General features: G+C 70.8%; 21 protein-coding genes. 6 read left to right on the forward strand and 15 right to left on the reverse strand.

Annotated features, from left to right (window positions below; all coding sequences use genetic code 11):
- Positions 1-56: 56 nt before the first annotated feature.
- The 3 genes from AB5J49_RS45080 to sigJ all read right to left on the reverse strand — a co-directional run bounded on the left by AB5J49_RS45080 (position 57) and on the right by sigJ (position 2,932).
- The gene (locus tag AB5J49_RS45080) at positions 57-440 is read right to left on the reverse strand and encodes a VOC family protein (protein WP_369175464.1); all 384 of its coding nucleotides are present in this window, start codon (positions 438-440) and stop codon (positions 57-59) included.
- Positions 441-515: 75 nt separating this feature from the next.
- A complete protein-coding gene (locus AB5J49_RS45085) occupies positions 516-2,003 on the reverse strand; it encodes a cytochrome bc complex cytochrome b subunit (protein WP_369174659.1) in 1,488 nt (495 codons plus the stop codon).
- Positions 2,000-2,932 (reverse strand): RNA polymerase sigma factor SigJ, encoded by a 933-nt coding sequence (gene sigJ / locus AB5J49_RS45090; RefSeq protein WP_369174660.1) that lies wholly within the window; start codon positions 2,930-2,932, stop codon positions 2,000-2,002. Before sigJ ends, AB5J49_RS45085 begins: the two co-directional genes overlap by 4 nt.
- Positions 2,933-3,140: 208 nt before the next feature.
- Between sigJ and AB5J49_RS45095 the strand changes: the two genes are divergently transcribed.
- From AB5J49_RS45095 to AB5J49_RS45105, 3 genes are all read left to right on the forward strand, one after another.
- Positions 3,141-3,386 (forward strand): hypothetical protein, encoded by a 246-nt coding sequence (locus tag AB5J49_RS45095; protein WP_048578995.1) that lies wholly within the window; start codon positions 3,141-3,143, stop codon positions 3,384-3,386.
- A 3-nt stretch (positions 3,387-3,389) separates the two neighbouring features.
- On the forward strand, positions 3,390-3,767 hold the full coding sequence (locus AB5J49_RS45100) for a toxin Doc (protein WP_128435748.1): 378 nt from the start codon (positions 3,390-3,392) through the stop codon (positions 3,765-3,767).
- Between the two features lie 525 nt (positions 3,768-4,292).
- A complete protein-coding gene (locus tag AB5J49_RS45105; RefSeq protein WP_369174661.1) occupies positions 4,293-5,909 on the forward strand; it encodes an RICIN domain-containing protein in 1,617 nt (538 codons plus the stop codon).
- A 318-nt stretch (positions 5,910-6,227) separates the two neighbouring features.
- On the opposite strand, the gene AB5J49_RS45110 is transcribed toward AB5J49_RS45105, so the two are convergent.
- The 5 genes from AB5J49_RS45110 to AB5J49_RS45130 all read right to left on the reverse strand — a co-directional run bounded on the left by AB5J49_RS45110 (position 6,228) and on the right by AB5J49_RS45130 (position 11,474).
- Positions 6,228-7,205, reverse strand: a complete 978-nt coding sequence (locus AB5J49_RS45110; protein WP_369174662.1) for a 2-hydroxyacid dehydrogenase — start codon at positions 7,203-7,205, stop codon at positions 6,228-6,230.
- A complete protein-coding gene (locus tag AB5J49_RS45115; protein ID WP_369174663.1) occupies positions 7,202-8,371 on the reverse strand; it encodes a lactate 2-monooxygenase in 1,170 nt (389 codons plus the stop codon). The genes AB5J49_RS45110 and AB5J49_RS45115 overlap by 4 nt, the downstream gene beginning before the upstream one ends.
- Positions 8,372-8,443: 72 nt before the next feature.
- Positions 8,444-9,139 (reverse strand): alpha/beta fold hydrolase, encoded by a 696-nt coding sequence (locus AB5J49_RS45120; RefSeq protein ID WP_369174664.1) that lies wholly within the window; start codon positions 9,137-9,139, stop codon positions 8,444-8,446.
- Positions 9,136-10,728, reverse strand: coding sequence for a cytosine permease (locus tag AB5J49_RS45125; protein ID WP_369174665.1), 1,593 nt, complete (start codon positions 10,726-10,728; stop codon positions 9,136-9,138). The genes AB5J49_RS45120 and AB5J49_RS45125 overlap by 4 nt, the downstream gene beginning before the upstream one ends.
- A 194-nt stretch (positions 10,729-10,922) precedes the next feature.
- On the reverse strand, positions 10,923-11,474 hold the full coding sequence (locus tag AB5J49_RS45130; RefSeq protein ID WP_369174666.1) for a hypothetical protein: 552 nt from the start codon (positions 11,472-11,474) through the stop codon (positions 10,923-10,925).
- 338 nt (positions 11,475-11,812) lie between these two features.
- Here AB5J49_RS45130 and AB5J49_RS45135 point away from each other — a divergent pair, with 338 nt between their 5' ends.
- Entirely contained in the window at positions 11,813-12,247 is a 435-nt protein-coding gene (locus AB5J49_RS45135) for a protease inhibitor (RefSeq protein ID WP_369174667.1), read from the forward strand.
- 149 nt (positions 12,248-12,396) lie between these two features.
- Here AB5J49_RS45135 and AB5J49_RS45140 read toward each other — a convergent pair whose 3' ends face one another.
- From AB5J49_RS45140 to AB5J49_RS45160, 5 genes are all read right to left on the reverse strand, one after another.
- On the reverse strand, positions 12,397-12,810 hold the full coding sequence (locus AB5J49_RS45140) for an STAS domain-containing protein (RefSeq protein WP_369174668.1): 414 nt from the start codon (positions 12,808-12,810) through the stop codon (positions 12,397-12,399).
- Between the two features lie 146 nt (positions 12,811-12,956).
- On the reverse strand, positions 12,957-13,163 hold the full coding sequence (locus AB5J49_RS45145) for a CDGSH iron-sulfur domain-containing protein (RefSeq protein WP_369174669.1): 207 nt from the start codon (positions 13,161-13,163) through the stop codon (positions 12,957-12,959).
- Entirely contained in the window at positions 13,144-13,818 is a 675-nt protein-coding gene (locus AB5J49_RS45150; RefSeq protein WP_369174670.1) for a HemK2/MTQ2 family protein methyltransferase, read from the reverse strand. The genes AB5J49_RS45145 and AB5J49_RS45150 overlap by 20 nt, the downstream gene beginning before the upstream one ends.
- A complete protein-coding gene (locus AB5J49_RS45155; RefSeq protein ID WP_369174671.1) occupies positions 13,819-14,850 on the reverse strand; it encodes an iron-containing redox enzyme family protein in 1,032 nt (343 codons plus the stop codon).
- A 272-nt stretch (positions 14,851-15,122) separates the two neighbouring features.
- Entirely contained in the window at positions 15,123-16,136 is a 1,014-nt protein-coding gene (locus AB5J49_RS45160) for a Ppx/GppA family phosphatase (RefSeq protein ID WP_369174672.1), read from the reverse strand.
- A gap of 99 nt (positions 16,137-16,235) precedes the next feature.
- Between AB5J49_RS45160 and AB5J49_RS45165 the strand changes: the two genes are divergently transcribed.
- Both AB5J49_RS45165 and AB5J49_RS45170 read left to right on the forward strand, forming a co-directional pair.
- Entirely contained in the window at positions 16,236-16,589 is a 354-nt protein-coding gene (locus tag AB5J49_RS45165) for an ArsR/SmtB family transcription factor (protein ID WP_369174673.1), read from the forward strand.
- A 6-nt stretch (positions 16,590-16,595) separates the two neighbouring features.
- The gene (locus AB5J49_RS45170; RefSeq protein ID WP_369174674.1) at positions 16,596-17,126 is read left to right on the forward strand and encodes an SRPBCC family protein; all 531 of its coding nucleotides are present in this window, start codon (positions 16,596-16,598) and stop codon (positions 17,124-17,126) included.
- 6 nt (positions 17,127-17,132) lie between these two features.
- Here AB5J49_RS45170 and AB5J49_RS45175 read toward each other — a convergent pair whose 3' ends face one another.
- Together AB5J49_RS45175 and AB5J49_RS45180 are read right to left on the reverse strand one after the other, a co-directional pair.
- Positions 17,133-18,620, reverse strand: a complete 1,488-nt coding sequence (locus AB5J49_RS45175; protein ID WP_369174675.1) for an alpha/beta fold hydrolase — start codon at positions 18,618-18,620, stop codon at positions 17,133-17,135.
- Positions 18,621-18,844: 224 nt separating this feature from the next.
- The gene (locus AB5J49_RS45180) at positions 18,845-21,661 is read right to left on the reverse strand and encodes an NHLP bacteriocin export ABC transporter permease/ATPase subunit (protein ID WP_369174676.1); all 2,817 of its coding nucleotides are present in this window, start codon (positions 21,659-21,661) and stop codon (positions 18,845-18,847) included.
- Position 21,662: the final 1 nt, after the last annotated feature.

Consider the following 21,662-nt stretch of genomic DNA (forward strand, 5'->3'; position numbering starts at 1 on the left):
TCGTCCGGTGATCGCGTGCGATCAGGTACCGTCCTGTCGGTCTGAGCGTCCGAGCCTCAAGAAGTGGTCGCGGCGCGATCGGACTCGCTGCGCAGGACACAGAACTCATTGCCGTCAGGATCCGCGAGGACGGCCCAGCCCGTGCCGTCGGGCTTGCGGTGATCGGTGACCAGGGTGGCTCCGAGATCCAGCAGCCGCTCGATCTCCTCCTCGCGCGAGGTCGTCGGGCGCAGGCACAAGTGGATGCGGTTCTTGACCGTCTTGGATTCCGGAACCTGGTTGAAGTACAGCAGTGGGCCCTCCGGAAGCATCACTTGAGTCTCCCGGTCGCCCGGTCTGTCCTGCGGATGCAGCGGACTACCGGTCACCTCACTCCAGAACCGAGCCAGCTCATAGGCATCCGAACAGTCGATGGCCACGTTCTGCACTACCGAGATCATGCGGGTGAGCATGCCCTGAGCATCGCTCAGCCCGCTACCGGATTGCGTCCGGGCTCCACCCGCGTCCGGCTCCGTTCATGATCGGCCGGACACGCCCTGCCGATCGCCTTCGACGAGTTCCGCGGGCCCCCGGTGGGCGGTCAGGGTGTGCAGCTCGGCCCGGTCCAGCGGCTGGTGCACCTCGACGTACTCGCCGTGCGGAAGCCGCTTGATCACGCCGGTCTCCCGGCCGTGCAACACCAGCTCCCGGTCGCGGAGTTGCAGGCCCAGGCAGATGCGGCGGGTGACGACGAACACGGCCACCGGGACGACCGGCGTCGCGATACGGATCGCCCACGTCACCGTGTTGATCGACAGATGGAGCCGGGTCGCCACGATGTCGTTGCCGCCGCCCGCCAGGAGGATCAGGTAGAGGCTGATCCAGGCCGCGCCGACCCCCGTGCGGACGGGGCGGTTGCGGGGGCGGTCGAGGAGGTGGTGTTCGCGCTTGTCGCCCGTGATCCGGGCTTCCAGGAAGGGATACACGCCGATGAAGACCAGCAGCAGCGGGAAGACCACGACCGGGATCAGCACCCCGAGGACGAGTGTGTGGCCCCACAGGGTGATCTCCCAGCCCGGCATGATGCGCACCAGCCCCTCGGCGAAGCCCAGGTACCAGTCGGGCTGGGCGCCCGTGGAGACCTGGTCCGCGCGGTAAGGGCCGTACGACCAGACCGGGTTGATCGAAGCCACCGCCGCCATGAGCGTGAGCGCGCCGAAGACCAGGAAGAAGAAGCCGCCCGCCTTGGCCAGGTACACCGGCATGAACGGGGCGCCGACCACATTGCGTTCGGTGCGTCCGGGGCCCGCGAACTGGGTGTGCTTGTGGTACACGACCAGCAGGAGGTGCGCCACGACCAGCGCCGCCATGATGCCGGGGATCACCAGGATGTGCAGGGAGTAGAAGCGGGCCACGATGTCATGGCCCGGGAACTCCCCGCCGAACAGGAACATGGAGAGATACGTCCCCACGATCGGAACGGACAACAGCGCGCCGTTCACGAACCGCAGGCCCGTCCCCGACAGCAGGTCGTCCGGCAGCGAGTAGCCGAACAGGCCCTCGAAGAGGCCGAGCAGCAGCAGGGACCAGCCGAACAGCCAGTTGATCTCCCGTGGCTTGCGGAACGACCCCGTGAAGAAGTGCCGCATCATGTGCGTGAGCATCCCGGCGGCGAAGACCAGTGCCGCCCAGTGGTGCAGCTGCCGCATCAGCAGCCCGCCCCGCACGTCGAAGCTGATGTCCAGCGTGGAGGCGTACGCCTCGGACATGCGGACGCCGTTGAGGGGGAGGTAACTGCCGTGGTACGTCACCTCGTTCATCGAGGGGTGGAAGAAGAAGGTGAGGTACACGCCCGTCAGGATCAGGACGACGAAGCTGTACAGGCAGATCTCGCCGAGCAGGAAGGACCAGTGGTCCGGGAAGACCTTGCGCAGGTACTTCCGGCCGAGCAAGTGGATGCCGAGCCGCCCGTCGAACCAGTCCGCGACCCGCTCACCCCGGCCGGACGGCTCTCGGGCGCTCATGCTTCCCCCTTGTGCACGTGGGTGAGCTTCTCGGGATTGCTCACGACATAGACACCGGACACCCGCTCGCCGTCCGGCGTCAGGTCCAGGACGACGACGGCGTACGCCTCCTCGCCGTCGAACAGCACCGCGGCGTCGTCGCCGTTGACCCGCCGGTGGCGCAGCTCCAGATGGCCGCCCCCGCCGCCGCCCCGGCGCGCGTACGAACCGAAGAGCCGGACCGCCTTGTCCCTGCCGTGCACGGGACGCAGCCCCGCCCGCTTCCGCTTGCCGCCGGCGTCCGTCCACACCGTCACGTCCGGGGCGAGGATCTCCATCAGCGCGGCGATGTCCCCGCCCACCGCGGCCCGCACGAACCGCTCGGTCGCCTCCCGCCGTACCCGCGGATGCGCCTCGTACAGCGGCCGCCGCGCATGCACGTGCCCCCGCGCGCGATGCGCCAGCTGCCGTACGGCCGCCGGGCTGCGGTCGAGGATCTCCGCGATCTCCGTGTGGGCGTACCCGAACACCTCGTGCAGCACGAACACCGCGCGCTCCAGCGGTGACAGCGACTCCAGGACGACCAGCATCGCCAGCGACACGGACTCGGTGCGCAGGGCGGGGTCGTCGACGCCGCCGTCCTCGCCGTCCGCGACCAGCGGCTCGGGCAGCCACGGGCCGACGTACGTCTCCCGGCGGCGGCTGATCGCGGCCCGCCGCGCCAGTGCGTGGTTCACGGCGATCCGCACGAGATACGCCCGCGGGTTGGCGATCCCCTCGAGCGGCGAGCCGCCGCCTCGCGCCGTCCACGACAGCCACGTCTCCTGCAGTACGTCCTCGGTGTCGGCGACGCTGCCGAGCATGTTGTAGACGACGCCGAACATCAGCTCACGGTGCTCGACGAAGACGCCGGTCGCGTCGGCGGTGACGGTCATGGGGATGTCGGACATGCGGTGGGCCTCCCGGTGAGCGCTCACTACTGCGAGGCCCGGCGGGGGCCGGAATGTGACATCACGCGGTTGAATGTGACCCACGTCTCGATGATGGTGAGTGCGACTTCGGGCCCGACCGTGCGTTCCGCACCCCTCTGGTACCGGCGTACATCACACTTGACCTGCAGGTATTTACGGGTAAGTACCCGAGCGGTACCGTGAAGGCATGCCAGCTCTCAACGTGGAGTTCAGCGACCGCGAGCTAGAGGACTTGCGGCAGATCGCCAAGGAACGCGGTACGTCGATGAAGGCGCTCGTGCGGGAGGCGGCCGCGGCCGACATAGCGCGGCACCGGGCGCTGCAGGAGGGCGCCGAGGCGTTCCGCCGGTTCTTCGCGTCGCACGCCGACGAGTTCGCGGCCGCCTTCCCCGACGACGAACCGTCCGCCAAGGGCGAGGGACGGGCCGCCTGACCGATGGCACCCGTGATCCATATCGACGTGCCCTGGCTGCTCCAGCGACACGAAGAGGTCCTGCCGGACCAGCCCACGATCAACGACTTCTCAGCGTTGGTCGCCGCCGTCGCACGCCATCGCGTGGATCCGCCGCGCCTGGGCGTCGACTCCGACCCGGCCTGGCGGGCCGCCGCGCTGCTGCACACCCTCGCCCTGCTCAAGCCGCTGCCTTCGGCCAACGCCCGCTTCGCCTGTGCGTCCGCGGTGGCCTACATGTTCGTCAGCGGCGTCGGCATCGACCCGCCCTACGGCGCACTCGTCGACCTGGCCCGTGACCTGATCTCCGGCAAGGTCGACGTGTACGGCGCGGCCGACCGGCTGCGCTCCTGGCAGATCTGACGCCCGCCGCCCGGTGGTCCGGGCCCTGCCGTCGGCGGTCCCCGTTCCTCCCGCCCCCGGGGGGCCGCCGACCGAGGGCGGGAGGAACGGGGTCGGCGGCCCGTGGCGCGCAGGAGAGCCGCCGTCCCGCGCGGGGCCTTCCGAGAGGGCCGGCTCCAGTGGACTACGCGGGCGCGTACGCCGGGGAGCGTGCGTGGTACTCCGGCGTGTGCGCGAGTTTCACACGGGGCGCATGGAATGTCGAAAGCTCGCGCGGGTGTGCAGAGTTGCCGCGGTATCTGACTTTCTTTCAAAGGGGCGGATGTTGCCCAAGTGCCTTGTTGGTCATTGGTGTGCTGTGCAAGGGTGAACCACCCGTGGGGGGTTGGAAAAGGCCGGGGCTCATTCGTTCCGTGGGGAACCGGGGCGGACGGGCGTTGGTGAATTCGCGCTCCCCGCACTCGCGTCGAAGAGGTACGCACCAAGTCGTTCTCCCTTTTCGGCGACCGGACTTCTGAGTCATGCGCGTGGGAAGGAATCCGTTCAGTGCCCACCCCCCACCCCCCTCGCCCTCCTTACCCCCCGCCAGGCGGGGTTCCCGAGGAATCCGACGAAGGTATCGCCGCCCGGCTGCGGGGCCGTCCGGACGGCGAGGCCGCTCCGTCCGTCGCGCTGCTCATGGCGCGGCACTGGCCACCGGCCCACGCATACGCGGTGATCTGTCTCGCATCCGCGGAGGGCGTCGCCGACATGGTCACCGCCGCTGCCTTCCACCAGGTCCTAGACCGCCTGGCGCTGGGCGAACCGGCCACCGCGCTGCGGCCCCGGCTGCTCGTGGCCGTCCGGGACACAGTCCGGCAGTGGTCGGCCGAAGAGCGAATATCGGACGTTCTGCCGGAGCTGGGGAAACCTGCGGGCGGTCGCGGTATGCGTACCGCGAAGTCCATGACGCCCGAAAATCGGAAGCTCGCCGATCGGTCATTCCAGGCGCTTCCGGGACTTGCCCGGTGTCTGCTCTGGCACACCGAGGTCGAGGCCGAGCCGTTAAGCGTCCCCGCCGGTCTGCTGGGCATGGATACCGTTACCGCCTCGGCCGCGCTCGAACAGGCGCGTGATAAATTCCGCGAAGGTTGTGTACATGCCCATCGGGAACTCGCGCCGACGAAGGATTGCCGGTTCTACAACCGCCTCCTCGACGTCCCGATTCGCCGGGGCGGCGCTCTGCTGCCGGATGTCCAGCAGCATCTGACGGAGTGCCGCTACTGCCGTAACGCCGCCGAACAACTGAGCCATTTCGAGGGCGGGTTGGGTGTGCTCATCGCCGAGGCGGTGCTCGGCTGGGGCGCACGCCGCTATCTCGACACCAGACCCGGCCGCACCCAGAGCGACGGACCCGACACCCGCGGCTCCGCCCGGCACGGCTCGGGACGCCGCCGCCTGCTGCCGCGGATCCCCGCGCAGGTCCGCAGGGTGCCCGGCGGACCGCGCTCCTCGCGGACGCTGCTCACGGGGGTTGGCGTGGCCTCAGCAGGGCTGATCGCGATCATGCTCGTGGCAGGCCTGCTGTCGGACGACGACGGGGTCGACCCGGCCGCCTCCGCCACCGGCGGCGGTACCGGACCCCAAGCGCCCCCCGCGGTCTCCTCCTCACCGCCCGGCACGGCCCAGCTGCCCAACACGCCACGGCAGACCAGGCTGCGCAACGACGAAGCCGGCCTGTGCCTCGACATCCGGGGCGAGCCGAAGGCCGGGGCCGGCACCGAACTGGCCGAGTGCTCCTCGGACGACACCCAGCAGTGGTCGTACGAGAAGGACGGCGTGCTGCGCAGCGTGGCGGACTCCGACCTGTGTCTGGACTCGCACGTGGACGCGGGCGTGGTGATCCTCGGCAAGTGCGTGGACGACGACTCGAAGCGGGCCGACGACGTGCGCTACGACCTCACCGTGCAGGGCGAGTTGCTGCCCCGCTGGGACGAGCAGCTCGCCCTGACGTTCGCCACGGCGGACGCGGGCGCCGACATCGTCGTCAAGGTCCGCGACGGCTCCGACGAACAGCGCTGGCTGACCGATCCCGTGGCCTCGGCGAACCCCGGGTCGCTGTCGAGCGCGGAGACCGAGACGCCGACGGCGCGGGCGGTGCGGTTGGCGGCTGAGGAGGCGTAGGCGCGGGCGAGGCGGGGGCCGCGCTCGACAGGCGGGCTTGGCTGTCGGGGGTGGCTTCTTCCGGACCGGACCGGCGGCGAGACCGGTTTGGCCGGCTGTCGGCCGCAGCGGATGTGGAGAGGCTGCACTGCCGCCTGCCGCCTGCCGCCTGCCGCCTGCCGCCTGCCGCCTTCCGTCACCGGAATTCGGCAGGGCGACCTGCGCGACCTGCGTGACGTGCGCGGGATCGGACCGATCCGAGTCGGTCCGGCCCCGCGCACCCGGGGCCGATCCGGGCCGCGGCGTCCGAGCGACCCGCCGTCCGCCGGGCATGCCGGCCTAGTTCACGACATCCTGCGGTGCCCCGCCCGACAGGAACGCGGTCACGTTCTGGACGGCGGCCAGGGCGATGCGGACGAGGGTCTCGCGGGTGACGCCGCCGACGTGCGGGGAGAGGACCACGTTCGGGGCGCGGAGCAGGCGCAGGGCCGGGGTGGGCGGTTCGGGGTCGAAGACGTCGATGCCCGCCCCGGCCAATGCGCCCTTCTCCAACGCGTCCGCGAGGGCGTCCTGGTCGATCAGGGCGCCCCGCGCGGTGTTGATCACGAACGCCGACGGTTTGAGCAGGGCCAGCCGCTCGGCGTTCAGCAGGTTCCGGGTCTCGTCGGTGAGCGGGGCGTGCAGGGAGACGTAGTCGGAGGTACGCAGCAGTTCGTCGAGCGGGACATGGCGGGCACCGCCGAACTCGGCCTCCGTCTCCGGCGGCAGCCGGCGTCGACCTGCGTAGACGACGCTCATGTCGAACGCGGCCGCGCGGCGCGCGACTTGCCGTCCGATCTGGCCCAGGCCGACGATGCCGAGCGTCTTGCCGGACAGTTCGGTCAGCGAGTGCTGCAGCCGGGGGAGCGCCCAGTCGGCCTCGACGAGCGCGGTGTGGGCGGGGACGAGCTGCTTGGCCAGCGCGAGCATGAGGGCGAAGGTCTGCTCCGCCACGTTCTGCGCCTCGGCGCCGCTGGAGCCGATGTTGCACACGCGCACTCCGCGCTCGCGAGCCGCGTCCACATCGACGTAGTCGAAGCCGTGGCTCGCGCACTGCACCAGCTCCAGCTCCGGTGCGACGGCGAGGTGTTCGGCGGTCACCGGAGCGAGCCCGGTGATGACGACGTGCGCGGCGCGCAGGGCGGCCGGGTCTTCGTCGGCCACCTCGACGACGGTGACGTTCGCCCCCTCGGGGAAGAGCGTGGCGAGGCCGGCGCCGATGTCACGACCACCCACATGGGGCGAGAGGACGGCGAGGACGTTCTTCGTGGCGGTCATGCGGATTCCTCGATGAGGTCGGCGGGGCCGATCGTGGCGGGGGTGGCGTGCCCGGACAGGGCGAGGGTCAGGTCGAGTTCGGCGAGCAGGCAGCGGATGACGTGCTCGACGCCCGCCTGTCCGTCGAGGCCGAGCCCGTACGCGTACGGCCGTCCGACGAGCACCGCCTGCGCGCCGAGCGCGAGGGCCTTGAAGATGTCGTCGCCGGTGCGGATGCCGCTGTCGAACAGCACGGTCAGCCGGTCGCCGACGGCCTCCACGACCCGGGGCAGGGCGTCCGCCGCGCCGAGGGAGCCGGCCACCTGACGGCCGCCGTGGTTGGAGACGACGACCCCGTCCATCCCGGCGTCGGCGGCCGCGCGGGCGTCGTCCGGGTGCAGGATGCCCTTCAGGACGATCGGGCCGTCCCAGTTCTCCCGCAGAAATGCCAGGTCCGGCCAGGTCTTGGCGGGATCCGAGAACATGCCGACGAAATGCATGACGGCCGCGTTCGGATCCTCCAGTACCGGCTTGGCCAGGCCTGCCTGGAAGGCAGGGTCGGAGAAGTAGTTGGCGGTGCCGACGCCGTGCAGGAACGGCAGATACGCCTGGTCGAGATCGCGCGGCCGCCAGGCCAGCATCGGCGTGTCCAGGGTGACGACGAGTGCGCTGAACCCGGCTGTCTTCGCCCGGTTCAGGAAACTCCGGGCCACTTCCGGGTCCTTCGGCCAGTACAGCTGGAACCAGCGCTCGGCGTCGCCCATCGCCTCCGCGACCTGCTCCATAGGGGTGCTGGACGCCGAGGAGAGGATGAACGGCACGCCCTGCGCGCCCGCCGCCCGGGCGGCCCCGCACTCGGCGTCCGGGTGCATGATCGACAGCACACCGACCGGCGCCAGCGCCAGCGGAGCGGGCAGGGAGCGCCCCAACACCTCGACGGACAGGTCCCGTTCGTGCACGTCCCGCAGCATGCGCGGCACGATCCGGCGGCGTCGCAGCGCCGCCCGGTTCGCGCGGGCGGTGCTGCCGTCGCCCGCGCTGCCCGCCACATAGCCGACGGGACCGGGACCGAGGCGCTGCTCGGTCAGCTCCTCCAGCCGGGTCAGATCGGTGGGCAGTCGGGGCACGGCACCCGTCATCCCGTTCAGATAGATCTCGTACTGGAAGTCCGCCCAGTGCTTGCCCATGCGTACGCCCCGCCTCTCGCCACTGAGAACGCGCTGTACGCAGACCATACCGACCGGTCGGCGGGGAGTGGATCAGGGTGCGGTCACGGACTCGTGCAGGATGCGGGCCAGTTCGCGCGGCTGGGAGAACATCGGCCAGTGGCCGGTGTCCATGGTCACCAGTTCCCAGCGGTCGCTCTTGAGGAGTTCGGCGACGTCGTCGCTCGGCTCCGGCCAGTCCAGCAGGCACTTGACGTAGGTCGTCGGCATCTTCTCGAGCGAGCCGGTCAGGACGGCCGGTTCGGTGAGCGTGGCGCCTGGGTGGGGCGTCGCGCCACGCACGATCCGCGCGACCTGCTCGTCCGTGAGGCCCTGGTCCGCCAGATCCTCGACCGAGAAGGGCGCCCAGAAGCCGCCGTTCGCCTCGATCGCCGCCCGCACCTCGTCGCTCGGCCAGCTCGACAGGAACGACTGCCCGTCGATCGGGACGCTCGCGTCGACGTACATCACCCGCGCCAGCCGGTCACCGATCCGCTCGGCGGCCTGCCCGACCGGTACGCCCGAGTAACTGTGCCCGACCAGCACCACGTCCCGCAGGTCGAGACGCTCCACCTCCTCGACGATGTCCCGCACATGGGTCTGCTGCCCGGCGGGTGTTCCCCGCTTCTCGGCGAGCCCGGACAGGGTCAGCGCATGCGCCTCGTGCCCGGCCGCCCGCAACTCGGGCACCACCTCGTCCCACGCCCACGCACCCAGCTTCGCACCCGCCACCAGAATGTAATTGGTCATGAGGGCAAGGTAGTCGAGGGCACTGACAACGCCCCCGGCCCACTGATCGGCGCCACCGGCACCTCGACGGTACGGACCAGCCGCGCACCCTCGGGCCCGTACACCGCCCGGGGCTCGGGGAACAGCCGCAGCAGCGCCAGGAACAGGACGGCGGCCACGACCAGCGACAACGGCAGGCTGATGTCGACGCCACCCGCGAGATCGCCCAGCGGCCCGACGAACTGCCCCGGGATGTTGGTGAACAGCACACCGATCAGCGCCGCCACCCACCATGCGGTCATGCCACGCCAGTTCCAGCCGTGCGCGAACCAGTAACGGCCGCCGCGCTGACGGCGGTTGAACACCTGCAGGGCGTCGGGGTCGTACCAGCCGCGCCGGGTCCAGTAGCCCAGCATCATCACGACCATCCACGGCGTCGTGCAGGTGATGATCACGGTGGCGAAGGTCGAGATCGACTGCACCATGTCGAGCCCGAACCGCCCGACGAAGATGAACGCGATCGACAACGCGCCGACCAGCAGCGTCGCCTGCACCCGCGACAGCCGCGGGAACACCGAGGAGAAGTCGAGCCCGGTCCCGTACAGCGCGGTCGTCCCCGTCGCCATACCGCCGATCAGCGCCAGCAGACACACCGGCAGGAAGTACCAGCCGGGCGAGATCGCCAGCAGCCCGCCCACGAAGTCGGGCGCCGCCGGATCGACGTGCTCCGGGACCTTCGTGGCGATGATGCTCGCGGTCGCCAGGCCGAAGACGAACGGCAGCAGCGTCGCGATCTGCGACAAGAACGCGGCGCCGATCACCTTGCGGCGCGGGGTGCTCGCCGGGATGTAGCGCGACCAGTCGCCGAGGAACGCCCCGAAGGAGACGGGGTTGGACAGCACGATCAGGGCCGCGCCGATGAACGACGGCCAGAACAGCGACTGGGTGGCCGCGTCCGCGGAGTCCGTGAAGACGCCCGCGTACGACGGGTCGAAGTCACCGGCGAACGCGATGGCGCCGAGCAGGAACAGCACGCTCGCCGAGGGCACGGCGATCTTGTTGACGAACAGCATGAAGCGGAAGCCGTACACGCACACCGCGAGGACCAGGGCCGCGAACAGGGCGTACGCCACGACGTACGACAGCGTGGCGCGGGTCAGTCCGAAGAGCCGGTGCGCGCCGCCGACCAGGGCGTCGCCGGAACTCCACACCGAGATCGAGAAGAACGCGACCGCCGTCAGCAGGGACAGGAAGGAGCCGACCACGCGGCCGTGGACGCCGAGGTGCGCCGAGGACGAGACCGCGTTGTTGGTGCCGTTGACCGGTCCGAACACCGCCATCGGGCAGAGGATCAGTGCCCCCGCGACGACACCGAGCAGCGTGGCCGCCAGGCCCTGCCAGAAGGAGAGGCCGAACAGGATCGGGAAGGCGCCGAGCACGCAGGTGGAGAAGGTGTTGGCGCCGCCGAAGGCGAGGCGGAACAGATCGAGCGGGGTGGCGGTGCGCTCGGCGTCGGGGATGCGGTCGACGCCGTGGGCCTCGACCTCGGTCAAGGAGGGGGCGGGGGAGGGGGGTTCGAAGTGCCGGGGATGCGAGGACTGCGAGGGCAAGGGGGCTCCAGCGTGGGCGGGGCGGTGGAGCGCGTGGTGGCGCGGCGGGGGCGACGGCCGGTGTCTGCCGCTGGGGTGTGCGGGCAGCGCGGATGCCGTCCTCTGGGGGGTCTGCAGACGGTATGGCGCAGCGCAGGATCCGCACCAGAGGACGGTTCATCCATCTTCGGTGCTATGAGTGGACGAATCCTCCATCAGTCGCCGTCCTTGGGTGCCTCCTCGGGCTCTGTGTCCGGCCCCTGCGCCCGCACTCGCTGGACGTTCTCCAGGGACTCGCGCAGTTCCGCGAGCCAGTCGTCCGTGTGCCGCTGGACCAGCCGTACGCACCAGGCGAGGGCGTCGCTGCGGCTGCGGGCGACCCCGCCGGCGATCAGGGTGTCCAGGACCTGGCGTTCGGGCTGACGCAGCCGGGTCATCACGGGGGCGGCGATGTGCGTGAACAGGGCGCGTTCGCCGCCGCACTCCACTCCCCAGGAGACCTTCCGGCGGAACCGGTGCTCCGCCTCACGGGCCACCTCGATCCGGGCCTCCCGGGTGCGCTCCCGGAACTCCTGGATCCGGCCCTCCACGGCGGCTTCCCGCTCGGCGGCCGAGACGCCTTCGGCCAGGTGGGGCGCGGGAATGCGGCCGATCACGGTGATCTCCTCGCGGTCGACCGTCACCTCGGTCAGCTCCTCGAAGAGGTCGTCGGGCAGACGGCCGGCGAGCCAGCCGCGCAACTTCTCTCGTTGTTCGCTGGTAATCATGTAATGACCATTACTCCGACCCTCCATGAACACAAGGGGGTGGCGGACGAGTCAGCCGAGAGCTCAACCGGAGGGCCCAACCGGAATGTTTCAGGCCTATTAATGAGCGTGCGCAATCCGGCCACCCGGCGACTTGGAGCGATCAAGAGCCGCCAAGTTCCGGCGTTGGAACGTTCGAAGTCCGTTACTTCGCGCCACTGATTCAATACGCAAGGTTACCGAAACGCGTGGTGTCGATGTGAGTTTCGGTGCCGGACTCGGCAGACTCCCGCTCGTCGCTCCGGCACCGATCGCGCCGGAGTCGGCACACTCTCAACTCAAGCGGAAGGATGCACACAATGCGGAACACCGCGCGCTGGGCAGCGACCATCGGCCTCACGGCCACCGCCGTATGCGGACCCCTCACCGGATCCGCCCTGGCCGCCCCGGACGCCACCCCCGCCTCGCTCTACGCACCCTCGGCCCTGGTGCTCACCGTGGCCCACGGTGACGCCGCCACCATGAGCACCCCGGTGCGCGCGGTCACCCTCAGCTGCGCCCCGACGCCCTCCGGCACTCATCCCGACTCGGCCTCGGCCTGTGCCGAACTCCGGGGGGTGAGTGGGAACTTCGATGCCCTGACGGCGAGAGACGGCATGCTCTGTACCAAGCAGTACGACCCGGTGATCGTCACCGTCGACGGGGTCTGGCAGGGCCGGCGCGTCTCCTATGAACGCACGTTCGCCAACGAGTGCGTGAAGGGCTCGTACACCACGAGTCTCTTCGCGTTCTAAAGGACCGGGATCGCACGGTCCCCGTGCAGTTCGGCAAAGGCTCGCGGATGGGGAGTACGAGCCGTGCCGAGGGGCCCTCTGTGATCTCGCATCGGGGGTCGGCCGGGCGGAGTGGGGCCGCCCGGTCGACACCTCGGACCGCTACGGGATCACCCGCTCTCCCCGGGGATCCGGGACAGGGGCGCGAAACGGCCGAGCAGGCCCGCGCCCTGCAGCAGTCGCCGTATCCGCGGCGCGCCGGAGACGACCCGGAGGCGACCGCCGTGGTCCCTGGCCCGCGTCTCGGCCCGGCACAGGACGCGCAGTCCCGAGCAGTCGAAGAAGTCGACCCGACGCAGATCGACCACCACGTCGCACTCCGGCCTCGCGGTCGCGGCGTCCAGATGCTCGGCGAGGAGCGTCGCCGTCGCCAGGTCGATCTCACCCACTGCCTCGACCACGGTGAACGCGCCGCATCTGCGCGTGCGGGCATGGGCGTTCGGCGGGGGTGGCACGGACCGGAAGGGGTCCGCGGCCATGTCCTCGGTCGGCTGGGGGGCGCGGTCGTCGGCGTCCGGCGTCATGTCCGCTCCACCTCGGAAAGGGGCGCATTTGATCAGGGTTGTTACCCGGAGGTGAGGGTGGGCATCCCTGCGGCGCCGCGCGCAAGAGCCAGTTCACTCGACCTGGTGAATTTCACCCATGAGGGTTGATCCGTCGACCGACCGGCTTACCGATCCTTCGCCCGGTCGCGGTGGCTGGTGTCGCACCACGGGTAGCGGCGGCTGCGGCGGCAGGTGCACAGGGCGACACGGAAGCGGTCGGAGCTGACGATCGTGCCGTCCTCCAACTCCACTTCCACCGGGCCCTCCACCAAGAGGGGGCCTTGGCGCTGGACCTTGATGCGGCGCGGCTCGTCAGACGGGGAGTTCGGCACGGACGACCACCAGTTCCTCCCTCTGATCCGGGGCGGACAGCAGGCCGCGCTCGCGCAGCCAGCCCTCCCGTGACCGCAGGACGGGGCCGAACGGGATCACGCGACGCCGTGTCACGGACGCCTTCAGCCCTGCCCCGCGCAGGTGCGTCAGTGTCCGGCCGGGGCAACTGAGTGCCGAGTGCACGACCAGGAGAACGCCGCCGGGGCGCAGCAGGTCGGGGGCCTCCCGGCAGATCCGGTCGAGGACGAGCCGTCCGTCCCGGCCCGCGTCCCAGGATCGGGCCGGACCGTGGGGTGCGCGGCCCGTGTCGGGCGCGGGCACATACGGCGGATTGGCCAGGATGAGGTCGAACGACTGCCCCCGCACCGGGGCGAACAGGTTGCCGTGCCGGATGCGGACATGGAGCCCGGCCAGCCGGGTGTTCAGTCGTGCCGTGCACACCGCACGCCAGGACACGTCCACCGCGGTCACATGCGTGCCGCGTCTAGCGGCCTCGATCGCCAGCGCGCCCGTACCGGTCCCCACGTCGAGGACGTCCGCGCCATCGGGCAGCGGCTCTTCGCGCAGGGCGCCGACGAGCAGGGCGGTGTCTTCCCGGGGGGCGTAGACGCCGGGTGGAACCAGTGGCTTCACGGCGCCCGGGTACCCCGGCATTCAGAAAGTAAGGGGCATTTCGGAGCGCAGGGGCCTGCGCAGCGACGACCGGCCCGTGCGCCAGGCGCCGAGCAGCCGGTCGGCGAGGCGGTCCTCCAGATGGCCGGTGACGTCGATGCCGAAGGCTACGTCCGGGGCGAGGTGCGGCTCCTCGGCGAGCAGGCCACCGATGACGTCATGGCGTACGACCTGCTCGTGCACCGCGTCCGCCTCGACGTGCTCGTCGTAGAAGTGCTCGGCGGCCGGCCCGGCGCCCGTGCGGCGCATCGCCTCGGCCAATCGCCGTGAGGCCGGTGACGAGGTGATCTCGACCGTCGCGAAATGGCCCACGAGCGCCCCGCGCAACGCCCGGTGCAGGCCGAGCAGGGACATCAGGTTGACCGTGGCCAGCGCTTCCGCGGTCGCCTCGTCGAGATACCGCCCGTATGCCGGGTCCAGGCCGAGGTCCGTCATCAGGTCGGCGAAGAGGCGCGCGTGGACGCGGTCGGGCCGGCCGCCGCCGTACTCGTCGAACTCCACCGCCGCCATGCCCGCCTTGGCCCTGCCCCACAGCCGGGGCAGCACCCAGGCGTGCGGGTCCGCCTCCTTGAGGTGGTAGAGGGAGCGCTGGGCCGCGTACTCGCGCAGCTGCCACAACTCGCCCTCGGCGCACAGATAGTGGCTGACGCCACTGCCGTCGACGGGTTCGACGAGGAGGTCGGCCAGCGCGTCCTCGACGCTGTCGTGAGTGGGCGCGTCCGCGCGCAGGGCGGTCAGGAAGCGGTGCTCCAGCGCCGCTCGCAGGCGCAGCAGGTCCGGGTCCCACTCATGGGTCTCGGGCACACCGGCGAAACCGCGGTAGTGCAGTTCGTAGCAGAGGTAGAGGGCCAGCTGGAGGTCGTCGCCGTAGACGGCCGTGTCCGCGACGTCCTCGTGCCGGGGCGGTGGGCCCGCACCTCGCAGATACTCCTCCACGGCGGCGGACACGCGGCCCCGAGCGGTCGGCAGCGGGGGCCCTTCGCCGCCGTGCGACGGGCGGAGATCGTGTGCCATGGCCGCCGAGTACCCGTGGGGCGCCGGGCCACCCGCCCGGTCACTCGCCCTCGGACTCCTCCTGGGCGCGCGTGTTGGGGGTGATGGCGTCGCCGGCCTCACCCCTGCGTCGGCGCTGCTCGGCGGAGTCCCGGGTGCGGCGCTCGGCGCCGGCGATCTCGTCGATGACCTCTTCGAACGCCGTCTCGGGGTGCTCCTCGTGCTGCTTCCGCCGTTGCTCACGGGGTCTCCTTACCGTCGTCGGGCGGTTGCCCGCTGTGAGGTTTTCCGGGTCAGCTGGTCGCGGGCGCGCTCGCGATCCGCAGCGGCACCGGTTCGGACCGAACGGACTCGTCGTCGAGACGGGTGATCTCCGCCCACCAGGACGCGCCGTCCTCGATGTGCCGCAGCATGATCCCTTCGCGGATCGCCCACGGGCAGATCGTCACGGTACTGAGGCCGGTCAGCTTCATCGCCGTGTGTGCGACCACCGCGCCGGCCAGGCTCTGCCCGGCGCGCGGTGCGGAGATGCCGGGGAGCAGCGCGCGTTCGGCGGCGGGCAGCGCGGCCAGGCTGCCGATCGCCTCGCGCAGGTTCGCACGTGCCAACTGCCGTTCCATGAACGGCCCGTGGCGACCCGGTGCGGCCCCGCACAGGCGGCCCAGCTGCTGGAACGTACGCGAGGTGGCGGCCGCGGTGTGTGGTCCCTCCCAGCGGATCCGGGCCGCGACGTCCCGCAGCTGATGGCGGACCTTGCGGCGCAGCGCCCGTACTTGTCGCGGCGCCGGCGGGTCCTCGTCGGCGAAGAACTCATGGGTCAGCCGCGCCGCGCCGAGCGGCAGCGACGCCACGAAGTCGGGTAACCGGCCACGGCCGAAGGCCACTTCGAGCGAGCCGCCGCCGATGTCCAGCAGGGCGAGCGGGCCCGACCGCCAGCCCATCCACCGCCGCGCCCCGAGGAAGGTGAGCTCGGCCTCGACCTCGCCCGGCATCGTGCACAGGCTCATTCCTGTCCGCGCGCGTACGGTGCGCACCACCTCCTGGCGGTTCGGTGCGGAGCGCACCACGGCGGTCGCGAAGGCCAGGGGAGCGGTGGCGCCCCAACTGGTCGCGGTCCGGCTCGCGGCGGAGACGGCGCCGACCAACCGCTCGACCGCCTCCTCGGGGATGCTGTCCCCGGGTCTGACCTGTTCGGACAGCCTCAGCCGCCACTTCTCGGTGTGGACGGGCAGCGGTACCCCGCCCTGCGCGTCGGCCACCACCAGCCGGACCGTGTTCGACCCCACATCCACAACGCTGATTCGCATGCGTCGCCAGTACCCGTTTCGGGGCGGGGCAACGGGGGCGCACAGGAGCGAGGGTTGTATTCCTTGACCAGAATATAACCAAGGGGGCATATTGGAGGCATGTCCGACGCCTCGCTCTGGAGTGCCCTCGCCGATCCCCACCGGCGGGCCATCGTCGCACTGCTCCTGGAGCGGCCGCGGCCCGTCGGGGAGATCGTGGAGGCATGCGGGCTGAGCCAGCCGAGTACGTCGAAGCATCTGAAGGTGCTGCGGGAGGCGGGCCTGGTGCGGGTGCGGCAGGATGCCCAGCGCCGCGTCTACGCCCTCGATCCCGCCCCGATCGCCGAACTCGACGCCTGGCTGGCCCCGTACCGCGAGCTCTGGAACCGCAGCCTGGACGCCCTGGGCCGCCGACTCGACGAGACGTCGCGGGACACCGCGCACGCCCCCGAGGAACCCACCACGAAGGACTGATCCACCATGACCGCCGACCTCACCGGCACCTGCCTGACCCTGGACGACGGCCGCCCGGCCGTCCGCTTCAGCCGTACCTACGATCATCCCGTCGAGCGCGTCTGGCGGTTCGTGACCGACGCCGACGAACTGGCCCACTGGTTCCCCTCCCGCGCCGAGATCGAGCTGCGCCCCGGCGGCACGATCAAGTTCAGCGGCGACCCGAACATGGAGGACTCCACGGGCCGGGTGATCGCCGTCGACGAGCCCCGGCACCTGTCCTTCGAGTGGGGCGGCGACGAGCTGCACTTCGACCTGGACGCCCTGGACGACAGGCGCACCCGCCTCACGCTCACCAACGTCCTCGTCGCCGAGGACACCGCCGCCCGCAACAGCGCCGGCTGGGAGATCTGCCTGGCCGCCCTCGACGCGCACGCGCGCGGGGAGCGCATCGAGGGACCGCACGCCGGGGCCGGGACGCCCTGGAAGGAGTTCTACGACGGCTATGTCTCCGCCGGCGTCCCCTCCGGCGCCCCGGTTCCGGGCCTGGACGCCTGAGCCCGATCAGTGCGTCCCGGCGGGGGCGCAACTGCTCCCGGCGCTCGGCACTCTCAGCTCCGTGAGGTAGTCGTCCACGGCGTCTCGTGTGCAGTCACTACGGCCGTAGACACTGTGCCCCGCGCCCGCGTACGGCAGCAGGACGGTCGTCCCGCGGGTCTGCCGATGGACGTTGACCGCCCACGCGAAATGGTTCGCCGGGTCGTGCAGCGAATGCAGCATGAGGATCTTGGGCGCCTCGGTGATGCGCAGACGGTGCTGCGGATTGTTCACCTCGTCGGGCCAGCCGATGCAGCCGGCCACCCCGGCATGCACGCGCGGGGAGCCGCGCATGTGCGGTGCGGCCCCTACTTCGGCCTGGGTCAGCCGGGCGTACTCCCGGTAGTCCTTCGCCCGGAAGTCCCAGTCCTGGCAGAAGACCGCATAGAACGGTTCCGATTTCGTCTGTCGGCCCGAGTCGTCGGCCCGTCGCCGCTCGTTCGGTTCCTGCGCGTCGAGGCCCGCCACATAGGTGGCCAGCTCGTCCCAGTCCGGGCCGTAGAACCTCTTGAAGGCGAACAGAGCGATCGCGTGCGCGGTGAGGAGTTGATCCGGGTTCTCCGGATCCCTTATCTCCCCGCGGTCCGCCCTGGCGAGCAGGCCGTCCCACACGGCGGTGACGTCCCGGCCGTGCATGGCGCAGGAGCTGGTGCGCTCGCACCACTTCACGAACTGGTGGAACGAGTCCTCCGCGGTGGCCGCGGAGGAGACGAGGAATTCCCGGGCGCCGAGGCTGTGGTCGATGTTCGCGGTGAGAGCCATGGACCGGATGCGGTCGCCGTACTCCTCCGCGTACTGCTCACCGATCAACGTGCCGTAGGAGTGGCCGAAGTAGTTGATCTTCTTCTCGCCCAGCGACCTGCGCAGCGCGTCCATGTCCCGCACGACGCTCAAGGTGTCGGCGTGGTCGAAGACCGGGCCGGTGTGCCGTCGGCAGTCCTCGCGCAGAGCGCGGTTGAACTCGGCGAGCCGGTCGAACTGCGCCTGGTCGCCGGGGTAGGGCGACGGCTGTCGGTCCAGCAGTTCGGTGGAGCACTTCACCGGACTGCTGCCGCCGACACCCCGCGGGTCGAACCCGACGATGTCGAACCTCTCCTGGATGTCGGTGCCGAAGTGGGACTTGGCACGCCGTACGGCGAAGTCCACCCCCGAATCCCCCGGACCGCCCGGGTTGACCAGCAGCACCCCGACCCGGCGATCCGGATCGGTCGCCTTGCGTCGGGCCACCGCGAGATCGAACGTCTCGCCCGACGGGCGTGCCCAGTCGACAGGCAGGCGCAGGTTCCCGCACTCCGCCGAGGCGTCCTGGGCGCACGGCTTCCAGTCGATCGCCTCCTGTGTCGCCGAGCTGCTGCCCTGAGGGCCGGCCTGCGCCGACGCCACGCCCGGCGGCGACACCCCGGCGAGTAATCCGGTGGCGAGCGCTGCGGTGAGCGCCTTGATGAGTGACCGCATGAAGTCCCTTCCGAACGTCCTGCGAAACGGATCACGGAGGAGACCCGCAAGATCGAACGTGGCAGTGATCCCACCGGGGTCACAACCGAACAGGACGGGAATCAGGGAACGCACCGGGTCGTGGTCGGGGTCGCCCTCAGGGCGACGGCTCAGGGGTTGCCCCGCGAATCCCTGAGCCGTCCCTGGACTCGATCAGGCGCCGCGCTCACGCCATCGGTCGGCGCTCACGCCATCTGGCGTCGCACCAGCTCGTGCAGCCGCCCGTTCGTGTCCGCGAGGAGTTGTGCGGGCGGGCCCTGCTGGGCGACCTTGCCGTCCTCCATCACGATCACACGGTCGGCGTCCAGCACCGTCGACAGGCGGTGCGCGATGACGATGCGGGTGGCGTGGAGGGCCTTGGTGGACTCGATGACCGTGCGCTGTGTCTCGTTGTCGAGGGCGCTGGTCGCCTCGTCGAAGAAGAGGATGCGCGGCCGGCGGATCAACGCCTGGGCGATCATCAGGCGCTGCCGCTGACCGCCGGAGATCGCGCCGCTGCCCGAGACGATCGTGTGCAGCCCCATCGGCATCCGCTTGATGTCCTCGGCGAGCCCCGCCATCTCGGCCGCCGCCATCGCCTCCTCCGGCGTGTACGGCTCCGTACCGCAGATGACGTCCAGGATGGACCCGGTGAACGGCTGCGCGTGCTGGAGCACGACCCCGCACTGCCGGCGCACCGCCGACTGGTCGAGTGCCGACAGGTCCTGGCCGTCGTAGAGCACACTGCCGGACACCGGCTTGTCGAACCCGATCAGCAGCCTGAGCAGGGTCGACTTGCCGCAGCCGCTGGGGCCGACGATCGCCACGAACTCGCCCGGGCGTACGTCGAAGGACACGTCGTCCAGGACCAGGGGACCGTCGTCGGAGTACCGGAAGGACAGCCGGCGCGCCTCGATCGCGCCGGTCAGCGGGCCCGGCCGGGTGCTCGCCGTGCGCACCTCGGGCGTGGCGTCCAGCACCGGCTTGATCTCCTCGAACAGCGGCAGCGCGGCCACCACCGACACGAACGAGCCGGTCAGCTGGGTGACCGAGGTCAGCAGCATCGTCACCGAGGTGTTGAAGGTGAGGAACGCCGCCGCCGACATCGACCCGCGCGCCGGACCCGCCAGCAGCATGAACATCAGCAGCGTGCACACCGGCAGGTACACCGCGCCCATCACGGTGGTGAGGTTCTTGATGCGCCCCACCTTCTGCTGCAGCTCACGGCTGCGCGCGAACCGGTCCGCCCAGGCCGCGTACGCGTAGTTCTCGGCCGCCGCGACCCGCAGCTTCGGCAGCCCGCGCAGCGTCTGGAACGCCTGGTTGTTCAGCTTGTTGCTGAGCACCACCAGCCGCCGCTGCCAGCGCACCTGCCACAGCCCGAGCCCCAGGAAGACGCCCGCGATGACGACGAGCATGCCGATCGCCGCCATCGCCATCGGCACGCTGTACCAGAACAGCAGCGCCAGGTTCATCGCGCCCACCGTCACCGACGACGCGACGACGGGGCCGACTCCGGCCATCAGCCGGCGGATCGCACTGATGCCCATGGCCTGGCTCGCCAGCTCGCCGGTCGAGCGCTCGGTGAAGAACTTCGTGGGCAGCCGCAGCAGCCGGTCCCACAGGGCCGGCTGGAGCGTCGCCTCGATACGGCCCTCCAGGCGCAGGATCGTCAGGTTCTGAAGCAGCATGAACGCCGCGGCCACGACGCTGCTGATCATCACGGCCAGACAGAACTGCACGATCAGCCCGGTCTGGGCCTTCGGCACGAACTCACCGAGAATCTTGCCGGTCGCGATCGGCACGAGCGCACCGATCGCCACCGTCACCAGGCCGCTGATCAGGAGGTTCGCCAGGTCACCGCCAGTGCCTCGCATGCTGAACCGCAGGAGCCTGAGCGGGCTCAACGCACGGTCGGGCAGCGGGCGGTAGAACATCACGGCACGCGGCTCGAACTCCTCCGCGTTGGCCTTCTCGATCGGCGTCTCACGGCCGGTCGCCGGATGGACGGCGACATAGCCACCGCGCCGCCACAGCAGCGCCACCGGCGCACCGGACAGCGCCCGGTGGCCCACCAGCGGCCCTACGTTGTCCCGCCACCAACGCCCGTCCAGCCGTACGGCCCGGGCGCGGACGCGGGAGGCGATGGCCACCCGCTCGACCGGGTCGAGACGGTCGCTCTCGGTGCCGCTCTGCGCGGGCTCGGCCAGCGTGATCCCGGCCGCCTCGGCGACCAGCTTGCACGCCGCGTAACTGGCGTCCGCGTCGGCGGCCGTCGTCCGCTTGTCGCCGCGCTTGCCGATGGACGCGAGCAGCGTCCGGTCGGCCTGGGCCCGCACCGCCTCGCCGGCCTTGATGCCCTCCGCGGTGCGCGTCTCATGGGTGCGCTCCAGCTGCTCGATCCAGCGGTCCAGCGTGGTCAGCAGGCGGTACTGCTGGTCGACCATGCTCTGCCAGACCGCCGGGTCCATCAGCAGGTCGGCCGCGGCTTCCGCGCCGTACAGCGAGCCGTACTGCACGCTGCCGGGCGGCACCTGCATCCAGAAGACGTCGTCGTCGGTCACCTCGGCGGCCCGCTCGGTGGCCATCGGCGCCTGGAAGAGGATGGAGAGGCTGCGGCCGACGCCGAGCGCGAGGGCGTACTCCAGCGGGCTCGTCGTCGGCGGGACGTACTGCGGGTTGCCGTACTCGTCGTACGACCACGTCTGGGTGTTCGCCGGCTGGTACAGCTCGCGCAGCCCGATGCGGTGCACCACGCAGTCCCGGAGCGGGCGTGCCACCAACGTGTGGTGAGGTCCCGGGACCGGGCCCAGCAGCAGCGAGCCCGCCTCCAGGCGGCCGAGGTGGTGCCAGTGGCCCTGCTGGCCGGCGTCGACCGCGAACAGGTCCACGGCGCCGGACGCGACCAGCCACAGCACCTGCGGGCCTTCGAGGTCGAGGCGGTTGAATCCGGCGCAGTCGATGCGCGTGCCCATCTGACCGAGCGCGTTGAGGACGAGGTCACCCTCGTGGACGGCAGTCATC

It is taken from the genome of Streptomyces sp. R28, from assembly GCF_041052385.1.
GTDB lineage: Bacteria > Actinomycetota > Actinomycetes > Streptomycetales > Streptomycetaceae > Streptomyces.